At 24.1% G+C, this 19,413-nt stretch carries 19 protein-coding genes and 1 pseudogene; 18 read left to right on the top strand and 2 right to left on the bottom strand.

Annotated elements, in window-relative coordinates:
* Positions 1 to 366 precede the first annotated feature (366 nt).
* From GM111_RS05955 to GM111_RS05930, 6 genes are all read left to right on the top strand, one after another.
* The gene (locus GM111_RS05955; protein WP_156300130.1) at positions 367 to 2,493 is read left to right on the top strand and encodes an AAA family ATPase; all 2,127 of its coding nucleotides are present in this window, start codon (positions 367 to 369) and stop codon (positions 2,491 to 2,493) included.
* Positions 2,494 to 2,874: 381 nt separating this feature from the next.
* Positions 2,875 to 3,672: a class I SAM-dependent methyltransferase gene (locus GM111_RS05950; RefSeq protein WP_156300128.1), complete on the top strand. Its 798-nt coding sequence runs from the start codon at positions 2,875 to 2,877 to the stop codon at positions 3,670 to 3,672.
* A gap of 47 nt (positions 3,673 to 3,719) precedes the next feature.
* Complete coding sequence (locus GM111_RS05945; RefSeq protein WP_156300126.1) at positions 3,720 to 4,103, top strand: hypothetical protein; 384 nt, start codon at positions 3,720 to 3,722, stop codon at positions 4,101 to 4,103.
* Positions 4,084 to 5,523: a hypothetical protein gene (locus GM111_RS05940; RefSeq protein WP_156300124.1), complete on the top strand. Its 1,440-nt coding sequence runs from the start codon at positions 4,084 to 4,086 to the stop codon at positions 5,521 to 5,523. Before GM111_RS05945 ends, GM111_RS05940 begins: the two co-directional genes overlap by 20 nt.
* The gene (locus tag GM111_RS05935) at positions 5,520 to 6,557 is read left to right on the top strand and encodes a DNA adenine methylase (protein ID WP_156300122.1); all 1,038 of its coding nucleotides are present in this window, start codon (positions 5,520 to 5,522) and stop codon (positions 6,555 to 6,557) included. The genes GM111_RS05940 and GM111_RS05935 overlap by 4 nt, the downstream gene beginning before the upstream one ends.
* A gap of 768 nt (positions 6,558 to 7,325) precedes the next feature.
* Positions 7,326 to 7,583, top strand: a complete 258-nt coding sequence (locus GM111_RS05930; protein ID WP_156300120.1) for an AbiH family protein — start codon at positions 7,326 to 7,328, stop codon at positions 7,581 to 7,583.
* A 309-nt stretch (positions 7,584 to 7,892) separates the two neighbouring features.
* On the opposite strand, the gene GM111_RS08600 is transcribed toward GM111_RS05930, so the two are convergent.
* The gene (locus GM111_RS08600; RefSeq protein ID WP_408022633.1) at positions 7,893 to 8,036 is read right to left on the bottom strand and encodes a transposase; all 144 of its coding nucleotides are present in this window, start codon (positions 8,034 to 8,036) and stop codon (positions 7,893 to 7,895) included.
* A 61-nt stretch (positions 8,037 to 8,097) separates the two neighbouring features.
* Between GM111_RS08600 and GM111_RS05925 the strand changes: the two genes are divergently transcribed.
* Positions 8,098 to 8,256: a hypothetical protein gene (locus GM111_RS05925; RefSeq protein WP_156300118.1), complete on the top strand. Its 159-nt coding sequence runs from the start codon at positions 8,098 to 8,100 to the stop codon at positions 8,254 to 8,256.
* 56 nt (positions 8,257 to 8,312) lie between these two features.
* Here the strand turns inward: GM111_RS05925 and GM111_RS08595 are convergent.
* Positions 8,313 to 8,729, bottom strand: a pseudogene (locus GM111_RS08595) (IS110 family transposase); the annotation flags it as partial.
* A 610-nt stretch (positions 8,730 to 9,339) separates the two neighbouring features.
* Between GM111_RS08595 and yhfZ the strand changes: the two are divergent.
* The 11 genes from yhfZ (at position 9,340) to GM111_RS05865 (ending at position 19,293) form a co-directional block, all read left to right on the top strand.
* Positions 9,340 to 10,245 (top strand): GntR family transcriptional regulator YhfZ, encoded by a 906-nt coding sequence (gene yhfZ / locus GM111_RS05915; protein WP_156300116.1) that lies wholly within the window; start codon positions 9,340 to 9,342, stop codon positions 10,243 to 10,245.
* A 45-nt stretch (positions 10,246 to 10,290) separates the two neighbouring features.
* A complete protein-coding gene (locus GM111_RS05910) occupies positions 10,291 to 10,650 on the top strand; it encodes a PRD domain-containing protein (protein ID WP_156300114.1) in 360 nt (119 codons plus the stop codon).
* Position 10,651: 1 nt separating this feature from the next.
* Positions 10,652 to 11,005, top strand: a complete 354-nt coding sequence (locus GM111_RS05905; protein WP_156300112.1) for a DUF2620 family protein — start codon at positions 10,652 to 10,654, stop codon at positions 11,003 to 11,005.
* 4 nt (positions 11,006 to 11,009) lie between these two features.
* Complete coding sequence (locus tag GM111_RS05900) at positions 11,010 to 12,314, top strand: YhfT family protein (RefSeq protein ID WP_156300110.1); 1,305 nt, start codon at positions 11,010 to 11,012, stop codon at positions 12,312 to 12,314.
* A gap of 7 nt (positions 12,315 to 12,321) precedes the next feature.
* The gene (locus GM111_RS05895; protein WP_156300107.1) at positions 12,322 to 13,203 is read left to right on the top strand and encodes a phosphotriesterase family protein; all 882 of its coding nucleotides are present in this window, start codon (positions 12,322 to 12,324) and stop codon (positions 13,201 to 13,203) included.
* A gap of 1 nt (position 13,204) precedes the next feature.
* The gene (locus GM111_RS05890) at positions 13,205 to 14,425 is read left to right on the top strand and encodes a serine hydrolase (RefSeq protein WP_156300105.1); all 1,221 of its coding nucleotides are present in this window, start codon (positions 13,205 to 13,207) and stop codon (positions 14,423 to 14,425) included.
* A 9-nt stretch (positions 14,426 to 14,434) separates the two neighbouring features.
* Entirely contained in the window at positions 14,435 to 15,535 is a 1,101-nt protein-coding gene (locus tag GM111_RS05885) for an aminotransferase class V-fold PLP-dependent enzyme (protein ID WP_156300103.1), read from the top strand.
* A gap of 1 nt (position 15,536) precedes the next feature.
* Positions 15,537 to 16,679: an alanine racemase gene (locus GM111_RS05880; RefSeq protein ID WP_156300101.1), complete on the top strand. Its 1,143-nt coding sequence runs from the start codon at positions 15,537 to 15,539 to the stop codon at positions 16,677 to 16,679.
* 1 nt (position 16,680) lies between these two features.
* On the top strand, positions 16,681 to 17,904 hold the full coding sequence (locus tag GM111_RS05875) for a phosphopentomutase (RefSeq protein ID WP_156300099.1): 1,224 nt from the start codon (positions 16,681 to 16,683) through the stop codon (positions 17,902 to 17,904).
* A 204-nt stretch (positions 17,905 to 18,108) separates the two neighbouring features.
* On the top strand, positions 18,109 to 18,522 hold the full coding sequence (locus tag GM111_RS05870) for a hypothetical protein (protein ID WP_197034509.1): 414 nt from the start codon (positions 18,109 to 18,111) through the stop codon (positions 18,520 to 18,522).
* A gap of 369 nt (positions 18,523 to 18,891) precedes the next feature.
* The gene (locus GM111_RS05865) at positions 18,892 to 19,293 is read left to right on the top strand and encodes an Abi family protein (RefSeq protein WP_156300095.1); all 402 of its coding nucleotides are present in this window, start codon (positions 18,892 to 18,894) and stop codon (positions 19,291 to 19,293) included.
* Positions 19,294 to 19,413: the final 120 nt, after the last annotated feature.

The raw sequence follows: 19,413 nt of genomic DNA, 5'->3' as shown, positions 1-19,413 counted from the left end.
TGTCCTTGGATCTTTATTAAGTTCTCTACCTAGTTCTGAATAATTTACCTTTTCTATAGCTTCTGCTTCCATTATTTTCTTTATTTTGTATAAATCCATAACAGTATTTATTTCAATATTATTTATTAAGTTTAAAGTCATATCATATTCTCCTATCGATGTTACTAAAAGAATATTATACTATACTTAATATCTAATATTAAGTTATTTAATCATGTTTGAATTTCTATCTCCTTCCTTTTAAATTTTACTAATGTCCTACATTCTTATATTAATACAGACAATTAATAAAAAAAATAAAGCTATTTTTTGAAATATGGGTTATAATGTATTAAGAATGATAATTTATAAATAGGGAATGATGTCATGGAAGAATTGAAGGTAGATTTAAGTAAAAGCGATATTTTTAATGTCAATGAGTTAATATTAGATAAACAGGTTAATTTTATATTTGGTAAAAATGGAACTGGGAAAACAACTTTTTCAAGAGAAATAAAAGAACAATTTTTAAATCATGATGTGAGAATTTTTAATGGATTTGAAGGGGTTTTAGGTGAAAATAAAAAGCTAAATTCAATAATTCTTGGTGAAAAGAATATTGAGATTGAAAAAGAAATTGAAAATTTAGAACAAGATATTAATAATATAAATTTAGATTTAGAAATAAGAAATAAAGAAAAAGAAGAAGTTTTAAAATTAAAGTTGAAATATGAAAATGAATTAATAAAAATAAATAATGAATTAGATAATTTTTGTTCAAAATCAGCTTCAGAAATAAAAAGAAAAGAGAGTCCTAGAATATCAAAAATAAATTATAATAAAAATGATTTTATTAATGAAATCCTTGAGTCTAAGGAATTAAAATTAGATGAAGAAAAAAAATTAATAAAATTAATAGAATCAGGTGAAAAAAAAGCAAAAAAAATAGAAAATATAGAATTAAATTTAGAACAACTATATATAAAAATCAATAACATAATTTCTAAAAAAGTAGAAAAAGAAAAAATATTAATAGAAGTGTCAAATGAAGAAAAAGATTTTATTAAAAAAGGTTTGAAAATACATAAACCTAATGACATATGTATTTTTTGTGGGAATGAAATTAGTGAAAAAAGATACATAGAATTACAAGAATATTTTTCTGTGGAAGCAGTTAATAAATTTTTAGATAAAATTGAAAAAAATATTTGTGAAATCGAATTAAATATAAAAATATTAAAAAGTTTTGAGATAGGGAAAGATAAAATTGATATAGATTTTTATGAAAATTATAAGCAAAATGCATTTGAGATATTGATTGAAATATTAAATAATAGAGAAGAAAGTCTAAAATTTTTGGAAAGATTAAAAGAAAGTTTAATTCAAAAAAAAACAAATATTTATGTTGAAGGTGAAAGTTTGATATTTGAGATTCCTAATAATATTAATGATAAAATAAATGAATATAATAAATTAGTTGATGCCAATAATGAAGATGATCGTAAAAATACAGTTGAAAAAGCAATAAAAAAGCTAAGATTAAATATTATAAAGAAAAAAATAAATGAATATGGCTATGAAGAGAAAAAGAAGCAAGTAAATGAATTGAAGGAGAAAGTTAAAATAACAGAATTAAATATAAAAGAGATTAATATTTTAATTGATAAATATCGAGGAGATGTTTTAACTAAAAATAAAAAAATATCTATTTTGAGAAATAAAACAATAAATGAGGAAAAATGTGTTAATGAAATAAATAAATTATTGAGATTATATGTAAATTTTGAGCTGATATTATCAAAAGAAAAAGATACTAAAAATCATTATTTAATAAAATCTAAAAGAAATTCTGAAATCAGGCCCATAAATGAACTATCTACAGGAGAAAAGAATATTATTGCTTTTTTATATTTTATGAAAAAAATTGATGAAATTACAGATGAAGTAAAAGAAAAAATTATCATTTTTGATGACCCTATGAATTCAAATGATGACACTATGCAATATTTAATAATTCAAATATTAAACAAATTTTGTAAAGAAAAAGAGAAATATAAAAATTTAATAATAATGACTCATAATATTCATTTTTATTTAAATGTAAAATTTAGATGTAATTATAAAGATAATAAATTTATTAGATTCTATAATACAAATCAATTAACTTCTATTAAATTTATAGAGAAGGATGAAGATGATTTTAAAACAAGTTATCAAAGTTTATGGTATGAATTGAAATTTTTATATAATAATGACTATATTGAAGCGGGGATATTACTTAATCCAATAAGAAGAATAATTGAAACTTTTACAAAATTTAATTCAATTGATATAAGTGAATTTTTGGCGTATGATTTAAGTGCAAAAAAATTATTTGACGTTAATTCCCATTCTATAGATGATTTAGAAGCAGATTTAAATGGTAAAAGTAAAGATGAAATTATAAGTCTAATGAAAGAATGTTTCAATAATTATGGATATCTGGAACACTTTAACAATAATTTTAAAAAATAAAATAATAAGAAAATTAGATATAAAACAAAATTAATAAATTTATATATAATGATATTTCTTATATCTTTGTTCTTTAATTCAAATGTTTCAAAAAGTTATTATAAATAATAAATATAATTTAAAAAATATGATATAATGAGTGAAAAGAAATACTTTTTTATAGCAATATATTTTGATAATATATATTTTGTTTGATATTTATTTTAGAGAGAATGTTATTGAAAATAGTAATTAAGTATAAAGATCAATAAATATAATTTTCGAATATGAAAAATGATTTAATTATATAAATTTAAATAAATTATAAAATATTATTTTGTAATTTATAATTTAAAAGAAAGGAGAAAATATAGTGGAAATCTATATTTTAGATAAAGGAAAATGGCAAATAATCTATGTAGTTTAAAAAATAAATTGAATAATTTAACAGGTTCTGAATGGAAATACTCAACTAAATCAGTTATAAATAAAAACTATTCTATAAATATACAACATAAATTAAGATCAGAACATGGAGGACAAAAACCTCCCGAATTATGTTCAGATTTAATTAAAATATTTACAAAAGAAAATCAAAAAGTTTTGGACCCGTTTATGGGGGTAGGAGGAACGTTATTAGGGGCTGCTTTAATAAATAGAGAAGGACTAGGTATAGATTTAAACTTAAAATGGATAGAAATATACAAAAAAGTATGTGAACTAGAGAAAATAAAAGAATTACAAACATTATGTGGAGATTCATTAGAAATTTTAGAAACATTAGAAAATGAAAGTTTTGATTTTATTTTGACAGATGTTCCATATTGGAATATGGATACACAAAATAAAACTAGAAATAAAAAGATAAAACAATCAAAATTATCTAACTTTCAAAATGTAACAGAAAATCAATCAAAAAAAGAATGGTTAGATTTAATGAAATCTATTTTAGAAAAATCTGTAAAAAAATTAAAAAAAGGCAAATATTTAGCTGTATTTATAGGTGATATGTATAGAGAATCTGAATATCATATGTTATCAGGAGAATTAGCAATTAAATTGTCAGAAATTTCGGGACTTAAAATGAAAGCAAATATTATTTGGCAAGATAATTCAAAATCATTACATATTTTTGGATATCCAGCAGCATATGTTCCATCATTAATACATCAGAATATATTGATTTTTAGAAAAGAATAAAATGTTTGTCATAGAAATTTAGTGTTAATTTTTTAGGAGGATTAAGAATGTTAAGCCAAAAAAAATATAAATTTGAAAAATTTGATGATAACGTAAAAAATAAATATATTGTTTATGGAGATAATTTAGAAGAATCAATTCAAATTATTGAATTGTTATGCGAATTTAATAAAGAAAAAATTAAATTAAAATCTGTAGAATACAAATCTTTATCGGAATATATTTATGTTCTTGAAATTAATGGAGAAACTTATTATTTTACAGCACGTGCATACTATAGAAATGGTAAAATACCTGATGAAGTTAGAAAACTAATTAAAGAAATAGATAAACCAGACGCAATAATTTATTCGGTAGACAAAGAAAAAGTTATTATGGGATTCGAAGTTACATCTACTACATTAGCAGGAAATGCAACTTGGCAAAATTAATTTTTTAGAGAGAAAAATTCCATTTGCATTTATTGCTTTTTTTAGTAAAAATGACAAATCAGATAAAAATATTAACAAAAAACCTAGAATTCCTGGATCATTATTTGTATTGTTATTTGTAATACTATCTTTAAAATATTCAACACCAGCATTATTAGGATTATATGAACATCCAGACAAATCTCAAAATTTAGATAATAAATTATTAATGAGTGATTGGAGGGTTGATATTTTCAAATATTTATATTCCTTAATAGTTAGTGAAGAATCAGAAAAGTATTTATTTAATTGTTTTAAAAATATGAAAAATTATTATTTTGATAAAAATAAATTAGATAAAACATATTCTGAATTTAGTAAGATTAGTCTTAATTATATGGAAGACAGTAATTTTGAAAATAAAATTATATTAGATATTAAGAATGAAAAAAACACTCCATTTTTTTCAAAAGAAATCTTAAATTTTATTTGGAAACCTAAAAAAATATCTGATTACCTTAATAATAAGTTTAAAGGGATAACATTTTTTCAATTATCAAAAAATTGTAAGGCTGGGATAACGTTTGAAACAAAAGAATTGATAGATATTTTAAACGTAGGGAAAGATTGTTATATAGAAGATTTTATTAAAGATATTAATCAGCCTACGGTTATTTTACCAATTAAATTAACAAAAATGAATAAGAAAAAAAATAAAAGGGAATTTACAGATGATCCTTATAATGGTGAAATTAGTGCTTTTACAAATTTATATGCACAATCTTTTCCAGGCTGTAATATAATGATTATATTATTAGACCATTCTAATAATAATGAATATATTGTTGAATCTGCAAAAGGAAGAAAAATATATAAGTCAATACATAAATATGTAGATTTAGTAATAGATTTAGATCTCAATTATTTTAGTAGAGAAAGTGAAAATGTTACTATAGAAAAAAGAGGGAAATATGAGAAAGAACACACTACTGAGGATTCGATAACCTCTTTTTTTAGAACAATACTTACTAGAGAGAATATTAAACCTTCTTTTATAAATCCTCCTTCAGGTAGTTGGTCAGATATTAAATTATATCCTACAGATAGATATTATTATTATAATAGGGATGATGAAAGAGGAGATATAGCTTTTTTTAATGAAGTTGAAAATACATATTATGTTGGAGAAAGTAAAGAAAAATTTGGTTTATTATATAAAACATTAAAAAAAGAATATGAGAAAACTTTAAAATTAAGTAATATTATAAAATCAGAAATTGATAAAAATAGTATAAATAATATACAATATAAAACTTTTGCTATTTTTAAAGGAAACATTGATGAAGCAAAAATTATATTAGATGAATCGCTTCTAGATCATGTTATAATTGTTGACGATGAAAAAGAAGAAATAATATTGGAGGTAATAGATAAAGAATGAAATATATAGGAAATAAAACTAAAATAATTGATTTTATTGAAAAAAGTTTAATAGATTCAGATGTTAAATATAAAAATAAAAGAGTTATGGATTTATTTTCAGGGACAGGTAGTGTGTCAAAATTTTTTTTAAGAAATAATTGTGAAGTAATCTCTTGCGATAATATGACTTATAGTGTTGCTGAACAATATAGAGTAAATTATTTTAGAGATATTCCAAATTTTGAAGAATTGGAATTATATGTTGGAGGTAGTAGAATTGAGGAAGTTTTATATTTTTTAAATAATTTAGAACCTCAAAAAGGTTATTTTTATGAAAATTATGCACCAAATGGAATTTTTAAAAGACAATATTTTACAAATGAGAATGCTATGAAAATTGATGCGATAAGGTCGGAAATAGAAACATGGAAAGATGTGTTATCTTATGAAAAATATATGTATTTATTAGGGATTTTGATGAATGCCTCAGATAGAGTATCTAATACTTCTGGGACATATGGAGCGTATTTGAAAATTTGGAGATCTATGGCATTAAAAGAATTACGTTTAGAAGTTCCAGAAAATATAAAAAATGGAAAGAATATTATAAATTTAGATGATGTTTTAGATTGTGTTGATAAATATAAAAATCTCGATATTATTTACTTAGATCCTCCATATAATACAAGGCAATATGCAAGTAATTTTCATGTTTTGGAAAATATAGTTGTTTTTGATAAACAAAAGTTAAATGGAAAAACTGGATTGAGAAATTATAAAGAACAAAAATCTGACTTTTCCTTAAAAACAAAAGTTGAAAAAGCATTGAAAAAACTTTTGATTAAATCTTCTACAAAAGTTATTGTTATGAGTTATAGTACCGAAGGATTAATAAAAGAAGAAAAATTATATAATCTTTTGTCAGAGTTTGGTGAAACAAAAGTTTATAGAAAAGATTATAGAAGATTTAAAACAAATGCATGGACTAGTAAGGAAACTAATTTACAAGAATTACTATTTGTAACTAAAATTAGAAATATAGAGGTAGATTAGAGAATATCTATTATTAATCGGTGTAGAAAAATTGAAAATATTGAAAGAAAATTGTGATGTATTAACTTCTCTTTTATTTTAAAATAATCTTATGATATTTAATTTTGTAAATTATTGAACATATTATATTGAAAGTATTGAAATAAGTCTATAAATAACAAACTTTTTAAAATAAATTTTAGTTTATATTATCAAATTAAAGTTTTATATGTAAAATTAATAAAAGAAAAATATAAATATTAACAAATGTATTCATAATAATAAAAAGAATTTATATAAACTTAAAATGTGATTATAAATATTAAAATAGATTTGAATCTACAATATAATTTTATCTTAAATAATAGTAATGATATAAATCTTATTACGTTAAAAACATAAATAATATGTGGATTACAGATTTTTTAGTTTTGATTATATTATATACTTGAGTAAAGAATTAATCCATTATAGATAAATTAGATATTTTGTTTGTTAATATTATATCCTTTGGCATACTATTTAATATAAAAATTCCTAAAGATTAGCTATTTAATAAATTTTTTAATAATAATTTTTCATCTTTATAAAAAGTTGAAAGTAATTCTACTGGAAATATATTTTTGTGTATTAGAATACCTGTATTAAAAAAATTAGAAATTTCTGTTCTAGAGTAGCTATTGTTAAAATAATTTAAAAATTAATTTCTGGAATATTTTAATGAATATAGAATATAGAGAATGAAACTACTTATTTTATTTTCATTATTAATGAATGGTCATGTAATAATTGAATAAAATAATAAACTATCGATTATTAAATTCGAAGGGTGTTTTAATAATCTTAAATAATAAACTTAAATTATTGATATTAGGTAATGGTTTTGATTTGAGTTTTAATTTAAAGACCTCATATTCTGATTTTTATAATAGAACTAAAAAATATAATAAAGAAAAAGAAGAAGTAATACTTAAATTTTTTAAATTCTATATAAAAGAAAAAATGAATATAGAAGAGCCCAACTATGATTTGTCAAGTATAAATTAATAAAAATATAGTTGGATAGGTTATCAAATTTTAGACATAACAAAATTAGCACTAAATGATGTGCTTTTTAAACAATATCAATTATCCTAAAGAATCAGGATCAAAGGCAACATTATCCTTAAGGATTTTAAATATAACATGAATTAACTTTTTAGCAACATGACCCAAAGCAGAGTAATGTTTTTTACCTTGATTTCTTTTTAATTGATAATATTTTGCAAATGTATTGTTTAAAAGTGAAATTTGTCAAGCATCATTAATTAAAGCATATCTTAATAATGCTGGTCCACGTTTAGACATTCTAGTAGATTATTGAGCATTAAAATTACCAGATTGTCTAACTGTACAATCAAGACCTGCATATGCAACTAATTTAGCTGGACTATCGAATTTATCAATATTACCTATTTCACCTAGTATAATTGCGGCATTAGAGTTAGAAATACCGGGTATAGTTAAAATAGGTTTAGAAACTTTATTAATTAAGAATTTAATTTGAGTGTCTAGAGAGCTAGTGCAATTTCCTATAGAATTTTTAACAAGTTCTATTAAATCTACAGCTTTAGACTGTTTAAACCGACCATTAGAACTTTTATTAAGAATAGTAGTTAATTTCTTAATAGATAAGGTTTTAATTCTATTAGGGTTTGCACTGTCTTTAAGTATTGCATAAGATGTTTTAGAATAAATACCAGAATTAAAAAAATTAAAATATTCAGGGAGAGCTTCATCAATACAAGAAGTAAGCTTTGTTTTTAAAGAAGCAATAGATTTTTTTAGATTTCTTCTAAATCTAGAAAATTCTTTAAGTTCAATATTATTGTAATCTTCTTCTTTAAATAAAGAATAAGCACAAAGTAATGCTGTTTGAGCAATAGAGATAGAATCTATCTTATCGTTTTTAGCATTACGTATAGAAGCTTTTCTTAATCTATTTGTAAGTATAGGATTTAAAATAGTAATTTTAAATCCAAGATTATAGAAATACTTAATAAGGTTATTTCCATAAATAGAAGTAGATTCAACAACTATTAAAACATCTTCTTTATTGTAATCTTTTAAAGTATCTTTTAATTTAGAGAAACCAGAAGCATTATTAGTTACAAGAAAAGGTTTACCAATAACTTCATTATTAGAATTAATAATAGAAGCATAGTGTACACCAAATATTATACTAATAGACTTGTAATGAGATTAAAATTTGATAACTTATCCAACTATAAAAAATAGATATAATACTGGGGTAATACTCTCCTTCAAAAAGTTAAAACAATAGCAAAAAATAAATAATACTCAGTAATTATACTTTAATTATACTTGATAATATTAAAATATAAAATACTAAAGAAAGGAGATGTATGGTAAAGTTTAAGAACTAACTATATCATACAAGCAAAATATGTTAAAAAAAGATTCTTTAAATCATATGTTGTAAGTGATAATCGTGTTATTACAGGACAAAATCCATGGTCACCAAGAGAAGTGGCTAAGTTATTGATTCAAGAAATTAAATAAAGTAAAGAAAGGTGCTTTTAAAACTATAAAGGCATCTTTTTATTTAATTAAATATTAAAGTCATTTAGAAAAATTTAATACTTTAAGGTATAAGTTATAGTAATGTTTCTAAATTATTTATATTTTTCTTTTTAAGTATTTTAATTTAGTTCAGGTTATTTTCTTTTCCCCCTCCCCCTTGACAACTCACTAAATCAAGGTATAATATATTGAATATTCAAAATATTGAAAAGTGAGTTTTATGAATAGAGTTAGAGTTTTAAATAAGGTTGATATAGGTATGATAAAAATAGCAAGGGAGCTATTGATACTCAACATTGGAGATAGAGTTAAATCTACACAAGAATACAAAAGTGAATTTGGATTATCTGTAGGTACAATACATAAAGCTTTTGAAGAACTTGAATTATCAGGAGCTATTAAACTTCAAAAAAAAGGAGCTTTAGGTAAGATACTTGTAGAAAAATCTCAAGAACTATTAATAGAAAAAGCTGAACTTAAACATATAGTAGGAGTTATGCCGCTTCCATATACTAAAAGATATGAAGGGCTTGCAACAGCAATTAAAGAGCTATTTATCCAAAAAGGTATTTCTTTCTATTTTGCATATATGCAAGGTTCTCGTATTAGAACTAAGATGCTTAAAGAAGGGGTATATGACTTTGCTATTATGTCGAGACTTGCATATAGTTCACAAGCTATAGAAGGGGTAAAAAAAGTTCTAGGATTTGGCCCTAATTCATATGTTTCAGATCATGTTCTTTTATCTTTAAAAGGAAGTATTTTAGGTAAAAGAGTAGGGATAGATAAAAATTCAGAAGATCAATACTATTTTTCAACACAATATTTTAAAGATAAAGAATGTGAGTTTATAGAAATAAACTCAGATAATATTATTAAATATTTAAGAGAAGGTGTTATTGATAAAGCTATATTAAGTATAGATGAACTAGAAGAAAATTTAATTTCTGATATAAATATTGAAAAAATTGATATTCAAGATAAAAAAAATGCTAATGAAGCAGTTATAGTTATAAAAAAAGATAATGAATTAATTGAAAGTTTGGTTAAAGATATACTTAATGTTGATATAATAACTAAGATACAAAAACAAGTATTAAATAAAGAAATTCCACCAAGATATTAATTTTTTTAAATATAAATATTCAAAATTTTGAAAATAGGAGGTAAAATGGAAAATTTAAAGATGCGTTTAGATATATTAAAACAAGCTGGAGTTATAGATGAAAATATATCGACTAAAGTTTTAAAAGTAATAGAAATGTTTAAAGAAAAGTATAAAATTATTTTAACTGAAGAAAATGGTTCTATGCTAATAACTCACTTAACTATGATGTTAAAAAGAATGAGAGATAATGAGAGTATTAATGAATTAGAAAGTGAAGAAGTAGAAGAATTAAAAACATTTTCTGTATACAATAAAGCAGTAGAAATATATTCTTCAATAGAAGAAGTTATAGAAGAAAAAATTGAAGAAAATGAATATGGATTTATGATGACACATTTAATAACTTTATTAGGAGGGCAATAATATGAAAATTGTAGTTGGAGGTCAAATTGACAAAGAAATGGTAGCAAAGGTACTAGAAAGAGAATTTCCAGAAGCTACTATAGATATTAAATCAGATATTGATGCAGCAATGGCAATGAAAATGGGAACATATGATTACTATTTTGGAGCATGTAATACAGGTGGTGGAGGAGCTCTAGCTATGGCAATTGCAATACTTGGAGCGAATAAATGCTTAACAGTTGCATCTCCTGGAAAAACTTTAGAAGAATCTGAAGTTAAAACAGGTATTGAAGAAGGAAAAATTGCTTTTGGGTTTACACCTAATGCAGCAGAAAAAAGTATAGAAATGATAAAAAAATATATAGGAGGATAAGATTATGTTTATTAAAATTATCGTAATCGCAATGCTTGCTGGACTTGCATCTATTTTAGCAAATCAAGGTATAGCAGTATTTAATGACGGATTAAGACCATTAATCCCAGAAAACTTAGAAGGAAGAATGGATAGAAAATCTCTTTCTGCTACAAGTTTTGCTTTAAGTTTTGGGTTAGTTATAGGCTTTGGAATACCATTTTCTATAGGTAAATCTATAATTCTTATACACAGTATCTTACTTGGAACAGATATTATTGGTACAGCTTTCTCTAATGATAAAAAAGGTATGGCTTTATCTGGAGCAGCAGGGGCTGTTTATGGTATAGGTTTAGTTTATGGATTACAAGTAGTAGTTGATTTATTCGCTAAATTACCTGTTAATTTCTTACCTAACTTATCAGCAATTGGAAGTCCAATTATAGTTGCATTTGCTGTATTCCCAGTATTAGTTATTGGATATCAATATGGTGTAAAAAAAGGAGTTTTCTCTTTACTCATCGTATTAGTAGCTAGACAACTTGTATCAGTATTTGGTAAATTTGCCGTAGGTAGTGCAAATATTTCTTTAAATGCTGATGGTATCGCATTATTAGTTGGTATTTTAGTAATGTTATTCTTTGCAATTAATGATAAAACAGAATCTACTAATTCTAATGCAACATTAATAGGGATATTCTCAGAAAGAGTTGCTAAAGTTAAGAAAAATATCTTAATTCTTTCATTAATGGGTGGATTAGTTGCTGCAGCAGTAAGTCTTGGAATGTTAGCAGGAGATCCTATTTCATTAAATTTAATGGCTGAAGGACAAAAATTTGATGCAGGTATAGTTGCTCTTGCAAGAACTATAGGATTCATTCCATTAGTTGCTACAACTGCAATTACAACAGGGGTATACGGGCCAACTGGATTAACATTTGTATTTGCTATAGGGATCTTTATTTCTAATCCAATAGTAGCATTCATTTTAGGAGCTGGAGCTTTAGCGTTAGAAATAGTATTATTAGAACAAATAGCTAAATTATTAGATAGATTCCCTGGAATCAAAGCTTGTGGAGATCAAATTAGAACAAGCATGACTAAAGTATTAGAAGTGGCTTTACTTGTAGGTGCTATGGTTGCATGTAATAATATGGCAGGAAATAATGGATTAGGATACTTATTTGTAATTGGAGTTTATTTATTAAATAGAGCAAGTAAGAAACCTTTAGTAGATATGGCTGTAGGACCAATAGCTACTATATTATTTGGAATAATTTTAAATATATTATTCTTAGTTAAATTATTCGTGCCTGTAGTAGCAGGATAGGAGAAATATGTTAAAAGATGGTTACACACTTATGCACGAGCATATGTTTATAGATTTATCTAAATATAAAAATAATAATTTAGATTGTAGATTAGATGCAAAAGAAGAAATGATAGAAGAAATGAAAAAACTGTACTCAAAAGGTGTTAGAAATATAGTTGAAGTTACTAATATGGGTATGGGAAGAGATGTTAAATATGTAGAAGAAATACAAAAAGAAAGTAAAATTAATTTCATATTTGCAACAGGTTTCTATAAAGTACCTTTTTTACCTGATTTTGTCGAAACAATGTCTATAAATGAATTAGCAGATTTAATGGTTAAGGATATAGAGGTTGGAATAGATGGAACAAATATTAAAGCAGGAATTATAGGAGAGATAGGTACATCTCTTAATGAGATGAAAGAACTTGAAGAAAAGGTGTTTTTAAGTGCTATTAAAGCACATAAAAAAACTGGGGTTCCAATAACTACTCATACTACATTAGGGACTTATGGACTTAAACAAATAGAAATGTTTAAGGAACATAATATTGATTTATCAAAAGTAGTAATAGGACACGTTGATCTTAGTGGAGATATAAAATATATACTTACTATGTTAAAAGAAGGTGTGTATGTAGAATTTGATACTATAGGTAAAAATAATTATCTTGCAGATGATTTAAGAGTAGAAATGTTAAAACAAATAGAAGAAGCAGGATTTATTGATAAAGTATTTCTTTCATTAGATATCACAAGAAAATCTAATATGGAATATATGGGAGGAATAGGTTATTCATATCTATTTGATGTATTTTTACCTAAATTAAGACAGGCAGGAATAAAAGAAGAATCAATAGAAAAAATGTTAGTAAGTAATCCAAAAAAATTTTTTATAGGTGATTAAAATGAAAAGACTAATATATATTTTAATAGCGTTGCTGTTTTCAATTAATATTTTTGCAAATAATTTTGATGAAATAGATGGAATTACCAAAAAATATATTGCAGAAAAGGTTATGCCTGGAGCGGTAGTATTAATAGCAAAAGATGGTAATATACTTTATCATAAAGCAATAGGTAATGCACAAGTTTTAGAAGATGGTAAAGAAAAGATAAGAGCAATGAAGGATGATACAATATTTGATGTTGCATCACTTACAAAAATATTTGCTACAACTCAGGCAGTAATGAAGCTTACAAGTGAAGGTAAAATAGATTTAAATGAAAAAGTAGCAACATATATACCAGAATTTTCAAGAAATGGTAAAGAAAATGTGAAAGTAAGAGATTTATTAACACATACTTCAGGGCTTACTCCATGGCTTCCTATTTTTTATCATGCAAAAAATAGTAAAGAAGTCTTAGAATATATAAATAATCTAGGATTAGAATATCCGACAGGAAGTGCAAGAAAATATAGTGATTTATCATTTATGATGTTAGGATTTATAGTTGAAAAAGTTAGTGGAATGAGATTAAATGACTATGTGTTTACTAATATATATTATCCATTAGGATTAGTAAGAACTAGATTTTTACCTTTAGAAGTATATCCTCAAAAGGAAATTGCCTCAACTTCACATGGAAATCCATTTGAAGAAAGAATGGTAAAAGATGATAATTTTGGATATAAAATAGATGAAGATTTTGATTCATTTAGATACTGGAGAAGAAATACATTAACTGGAACAGTAAATGATGGAAATTCATATTATGCTAATAATGGAGTTGCAGGTCATGCTGGACTATTTTCAACAGCTTATGAACTATATGTCTTAGGTGAAGTATTATTAAACGATGGAACATTTAGAGATAAAACTATCTATAATAAAGATGTGAAAGAAGAATTTACTAAAATTCAAAGTAATTTTGGACATGGATATGGTTATGAAATAAATAGAGGTGGAGAAAAATCAGGATATATGGGAATGTATGCTAATGAAAATTTTGTTGGGCATACTGGATTTACAGGAACTCAAGTTGTTTATGATTTAAAAAATCATGTTCAAGTTATTATACTTACAAACAAACAAAATTTTGGAGTTAATGAAAAAACTTCATATAAGTCAACTTGGCCATATGCTAGAGAAGTAATGAAATTAGTTGGAGATAAATTATATAAATAGGAGATTAAAATGGAAACATACCCTTTATTATCTATTAGTTTAGATGAAGCAATAGAAAAACAATTTAAATTAGTTGAATTAATAACAGAAAATATTAGTGGAATAGATTTTTTAAGTTTAGGAGATTTAGGTGTTGAAAAAACAAATAATATGCCTGTAAGAACAAGAACTGTTGAAAAGATATTAGCTAAATTTTTTGGTGCAGAAGATGCATTTTTAGTTAGAGGATCTGGAACAAATGCTTTAAGATTATCATTTTTTGAATTATTAGAAAATGAAGATAAAATACTTGTTCATGAAGGACCAATATACAAAACTAGCGAAGTAAATTTAAAAGCAATGAAATTAAATATTTTAAAATATGATTTTAATGACTTAACTAATTTAGAATCGTTCATTAAAGAAAATGGAGTTAAAGTTGTTTTACTTCAACATACTAGACAAAGTCTTCATGATAGTTATAATCTTGAAACAGTAGTGAAGAAAATTAAAGAAATAGATAATAATATAGGGATAATAATTGATGATAATTATGCAGTTTTAAAAACAAAGAAAAATGGTGTGGAAATGGGAGCTGATATTTCAGCTTTCTCATGTTTTAAATTACTTGGACCAGTTGGAGTTGGTTTAATAATTGGTAAAGAAAAATTTATTAAAAATATGAGAAAAAACAATTATTCTGGAGGTTCACAAGTTCAAGGATTTGAAGCTATGGAAGTCTTAAGAGGGTTGGTTTATGCTCCTGTTTCACTAGCCATTCAAGCAAGAGAGATTGAAAAGCTAAATACATTATTAAAAGATAAAGAAAGATTCCCATATATTAAAAATGTATATATAGCTAATGCTCAATCTAAAGTCTTATTAGTTGAATTTAAAGAAAATATTGCTAAAAAAATTATAGAAAAAACTATAGAATTTGGAGCATTATCTCATCCTGTAGGAGCAGAGTCTAAATTTGAAATTTCGCCATTGATTTATAGGGTTTCGGGAACTTTCTTACAAAATGATCCAACTCTTGCAGAGAGAATGATAAGAATAAATTCAAATAGAGCAGGAGCGCAAACTATTGCTAGAATTATAGAAAAAGCATATATAGAAAGAGGTGAATAATATGTTTTTAGATAGATTACTTAAAGAGAATAAAAAATTTGTAGATGCAGTATTAAATGAGTATTCTAAAGGAAATATTTTACCAGATACATATTTTATAGATATGGATACATTATTAGAAAATGCAAAAAAAATATTAAATGAAGCTAAAAAACATAATATTAAACTTTACTATATGCTTAAACAAATTGGAAGAAATCCATATATAGCTAAAAGGCTAGAAGAAATTGGATATTCTGGAGCTGTATGTGTAGATTTTAAAGAAATAGAAGTAATGATGGATAATGGGTTAAAACTAGGTAATGTAGGACATTTAGTACAAATACCTAAACACTTTTTAGAAAAAGTAATATCTTATGGTTGTGATATTATTACAGTTTATTCAATAGAAATGATAGAAGAAATATCAAAAATTTCAAAAAGATTAGGAAAAGTTCAAGATGTTATGATTAGAGTTATAGAAAAAGATTCTAATATATATCCTGGACAAGAAGCTGGATTTTCTTTAGATTCAATTAAGAAAATATTGCCGAAGATAAAAGAATTAGAAGGAGTTAAGTTATCAGGACTTACATCTTTTCCTTGCTTTCTTTATTCAAATGCAACAAAAAAAATAGAAGTAACAAACAATTTATTTTCAGTACTTGAAGTTAAAAAGAATTTAGAAAAAGAAGGTATAGAAATATCTCATTTAAATTTACCTTCTGTAACTACAGTTGAGAATATGGAATTAATTGCAAAATATGGAGGAACACATGCAGAACCAGGACATGCATTAACTGGAACTGCACCATTTAATAAAGAATATGGACAAGAGATACCAGCTTATTTATATATCTCTGAAATCTCACATAATTTTGGAGAAAAGAGCTATTTCTATGGAGGAGGATATTATCCAAGAGGTAATATGCAACATGCATATATAGATAATAAAATAGTGAATGTTGAAAAATTTTGTTCTGATAATATAGATTATTATTTATCGATGCAAGGCAAGTATAAAGTATTTACTCCAATATTACTTTGTTTTAGAACGCAAATATTTATTACAAGATCAGATGTGGTGATTTTAGAAGGAATTAAAACGGGAAATATTAAAGTTGTAGGAAGATACAGCGCTCAAGGATTAGAAAGAAGGATATAAAATGGGAAGATTTATTGTATTAGTTTTAGATGGATTTGGTGTAGGATATATGGATGATGTGCTAGAAGTTAGAAAAAGAGACTTTGGCGCAAATACAGCTATTCATATATTAGAAGAAGTAAAAGATAGTAAATGGAAAACTTTAGAAAAATTAGGTTTAATGAATTTATTAAATTATGAAACTGATTATATGAAGAAAGTAGATAAATGTATTATAGGTAAATCAAAACTTCAACATCATGGAGGAGATACTTTTTTAGGACATCAGGAAATAATGGGGACTAAAACAGAGAAACCTTTAATTAAACCTTTTTCTTTCTACATTGATGAAGTAGAAAAAGCATTGATTGAAAAAGGTTATATTGTAGAAAGAAAAGGAGATAAAATTAAATTCTTATGGGTAAATGATAAAGTAGCTATAGGAGATAACTTAGAAACAGATTTAGGACAAGTATATAACGTAACTACAAGTTTTCAAGAAATTAGTTTTGAAGAAGAAATTAAAATAGCAGAAATAGTAAGGAATATAGTTAAAGTTGAAAGAGTAATAGTTTTTGGTGGAACTAAAGCAACTAAAGAATCAGTTCTTGCAGCAGCTAGAGAAAAAGAAGGAGAATACATTGGTATAGATGCTCCCTTATCTTTAGTTTATGAAGAAGGATATATGGTTAGACATATGGGCTATGGAGTAGATCCTAAAAAGCAAATACCACATATACTATCTAATAATGCTATAGATGTTACTTTAATAGGGAAAGTTGCAGATATAGTATATAACGAAAAGGGGAAAAGTTTTATAAATCTTGTTGATACTAAAACAATATTAGAACTTACCCTTGAAGAACTTAAGAAAAGTGAAAAAGGATATTTTTGTATAAATGTTCAAGAGACGGATCTTTCAGGACATGCACAAAATTCTAAGAGATATTCAAACATTCTTTCTATAGCAGATGAATATATAGAAAAAATAATAAGTTTATTAAATGATGATGATATTTTAGTTGTAACAGCAGATCATGGAAATGATCCTACAGTTGGTCATTCGCAACATACAAGAGAAAATACACCATTATTAATCTATTCAAAAGCAAATTTAAAAGATGAAGTTAAATATATAGGTCATAGAGAAACGATGTCAGATACTGCAGCAACAGCATTAGAGTATTTTGGAATAGAAAATACATTGGAACAAGGTGTAAGTTACTTAAATGAGATAAAAAAATGATTATTATGATAAATTAAGAGTTAGGATAATAGATAATAGAAATATTTCCTAACTTTTTTATTTTGAGGTATAATATATATATATATATAATTAAAAGAAAGGAACAAAGCATTGAAAACTATTTTTAGACCATTATTATTAATTATACTTTTAATATTATGTATTAGTATTTTTTCAGTTATTATTTATGTTATTTCTTTGATTGTGATGTTAGAATTTTATTTTTATATCTATTTACTTGGAATAGAATATAAGCAAATTGTTATTATTGTAACTGTACTTATAATGATACCACTAAGCATTAAAATATTTTTTTTCTTGCTTGAATTAATATATAGTGAAGAAGTTGAAGAATATAGACAAAGTAAAAAAATAAAAGAAATGAAAATAATATTAGAAAATTATACAGTTTTAAATCGTGTAAATAATTTTATAATATTAGGATTATTACCGGTTCAAACATTTATTACAGTTAAAATGCTAGAACTATTACTTGATCCAAAAGTTAAAGTTTCCCAGTATACATTATTTTTTCTTGTTATTTCAATTATGTTTGTATTCATATACTTTATTTTTAATTTTTCAAAAAAAGTAAATGATATTAAATATGGAAAATAAAGAATTAGAAGTGAAAATAATGCGTGTAAATAAAAAAGAAAAAAATAAATATGTAGATGCAATAAAAAAATTGAGACTAAAAAAGATATAAAAGTATTAATGAGTATTTTTTTGATATTTATTTTCTTTATTATAATAACTTTTATATACTTATTTTATCTTAAATATTTGATGGATAATGATCCTTTAAATATAAAAAAATGTGGGAGATAATTCAACAAATTTAATTCAATATAAAAATGGATAGTGACAGTGCCCTTGAAAAATGCTAGTATATATACAAGATAACTTGGCTATGAACAATATGTTCGCGGCTGTCTAGAATCCTGTATGAATACAGGATTTTTTTTAAGGGAGAGGGGATAAAGTATGGGAGTAGATAAACCATTTTTAACTTACGAAGAACAGTTAAAGAAAATAAAAAATGATTACAATATTAAAGATTGTGATGATAAAAAATTAGAAATAGATATATTAAAAATATATGATTTGGCAAATGGTTATAAAGAATTACATAATAATATGAGTGAAAATATAACTTTGCTTGATTTGTATCAATTTATTATTTTTGATAAAAAATTTCAAAATATTTTGTCATTGTTTAGTATATATGTAGAAAATAGTTTTAAGACAAAATTGGCGTATCTTATTTCTTATACAAGGGGATTAGAGACACTACTTACTAATAATTTATTACAAAGTAAAAAATATTTATTAGCATATAATTATCCTTCAAATTTATTGGATAGAATTCAACAATTAAATTTTTAATTATGAAAAATATATTAATTTAGAAGAGTAGATAATAAATTTATCTACTTTTTTAAATATATCAACAATTATCATTTTTTAAGGTATAATATATATATCCCCATAGAAAAGAGAACTAAG

Source organism: Streptobacillus canis (assembly GCF_009733925.1).
In the GTDB taxonomy this organism is placed as follows: Bacteria; Fusobacteriota; Fusobacteriia; order Fusobacteriales; family Leptotrichiaceae; genus Streptobacillus; species Streptobacillus canis.
The sequence above is the reverse complement of the archived record's forward strand: the minus strand, read 5'-3'. Positions and strand labels throughout refer to the sequence as shown.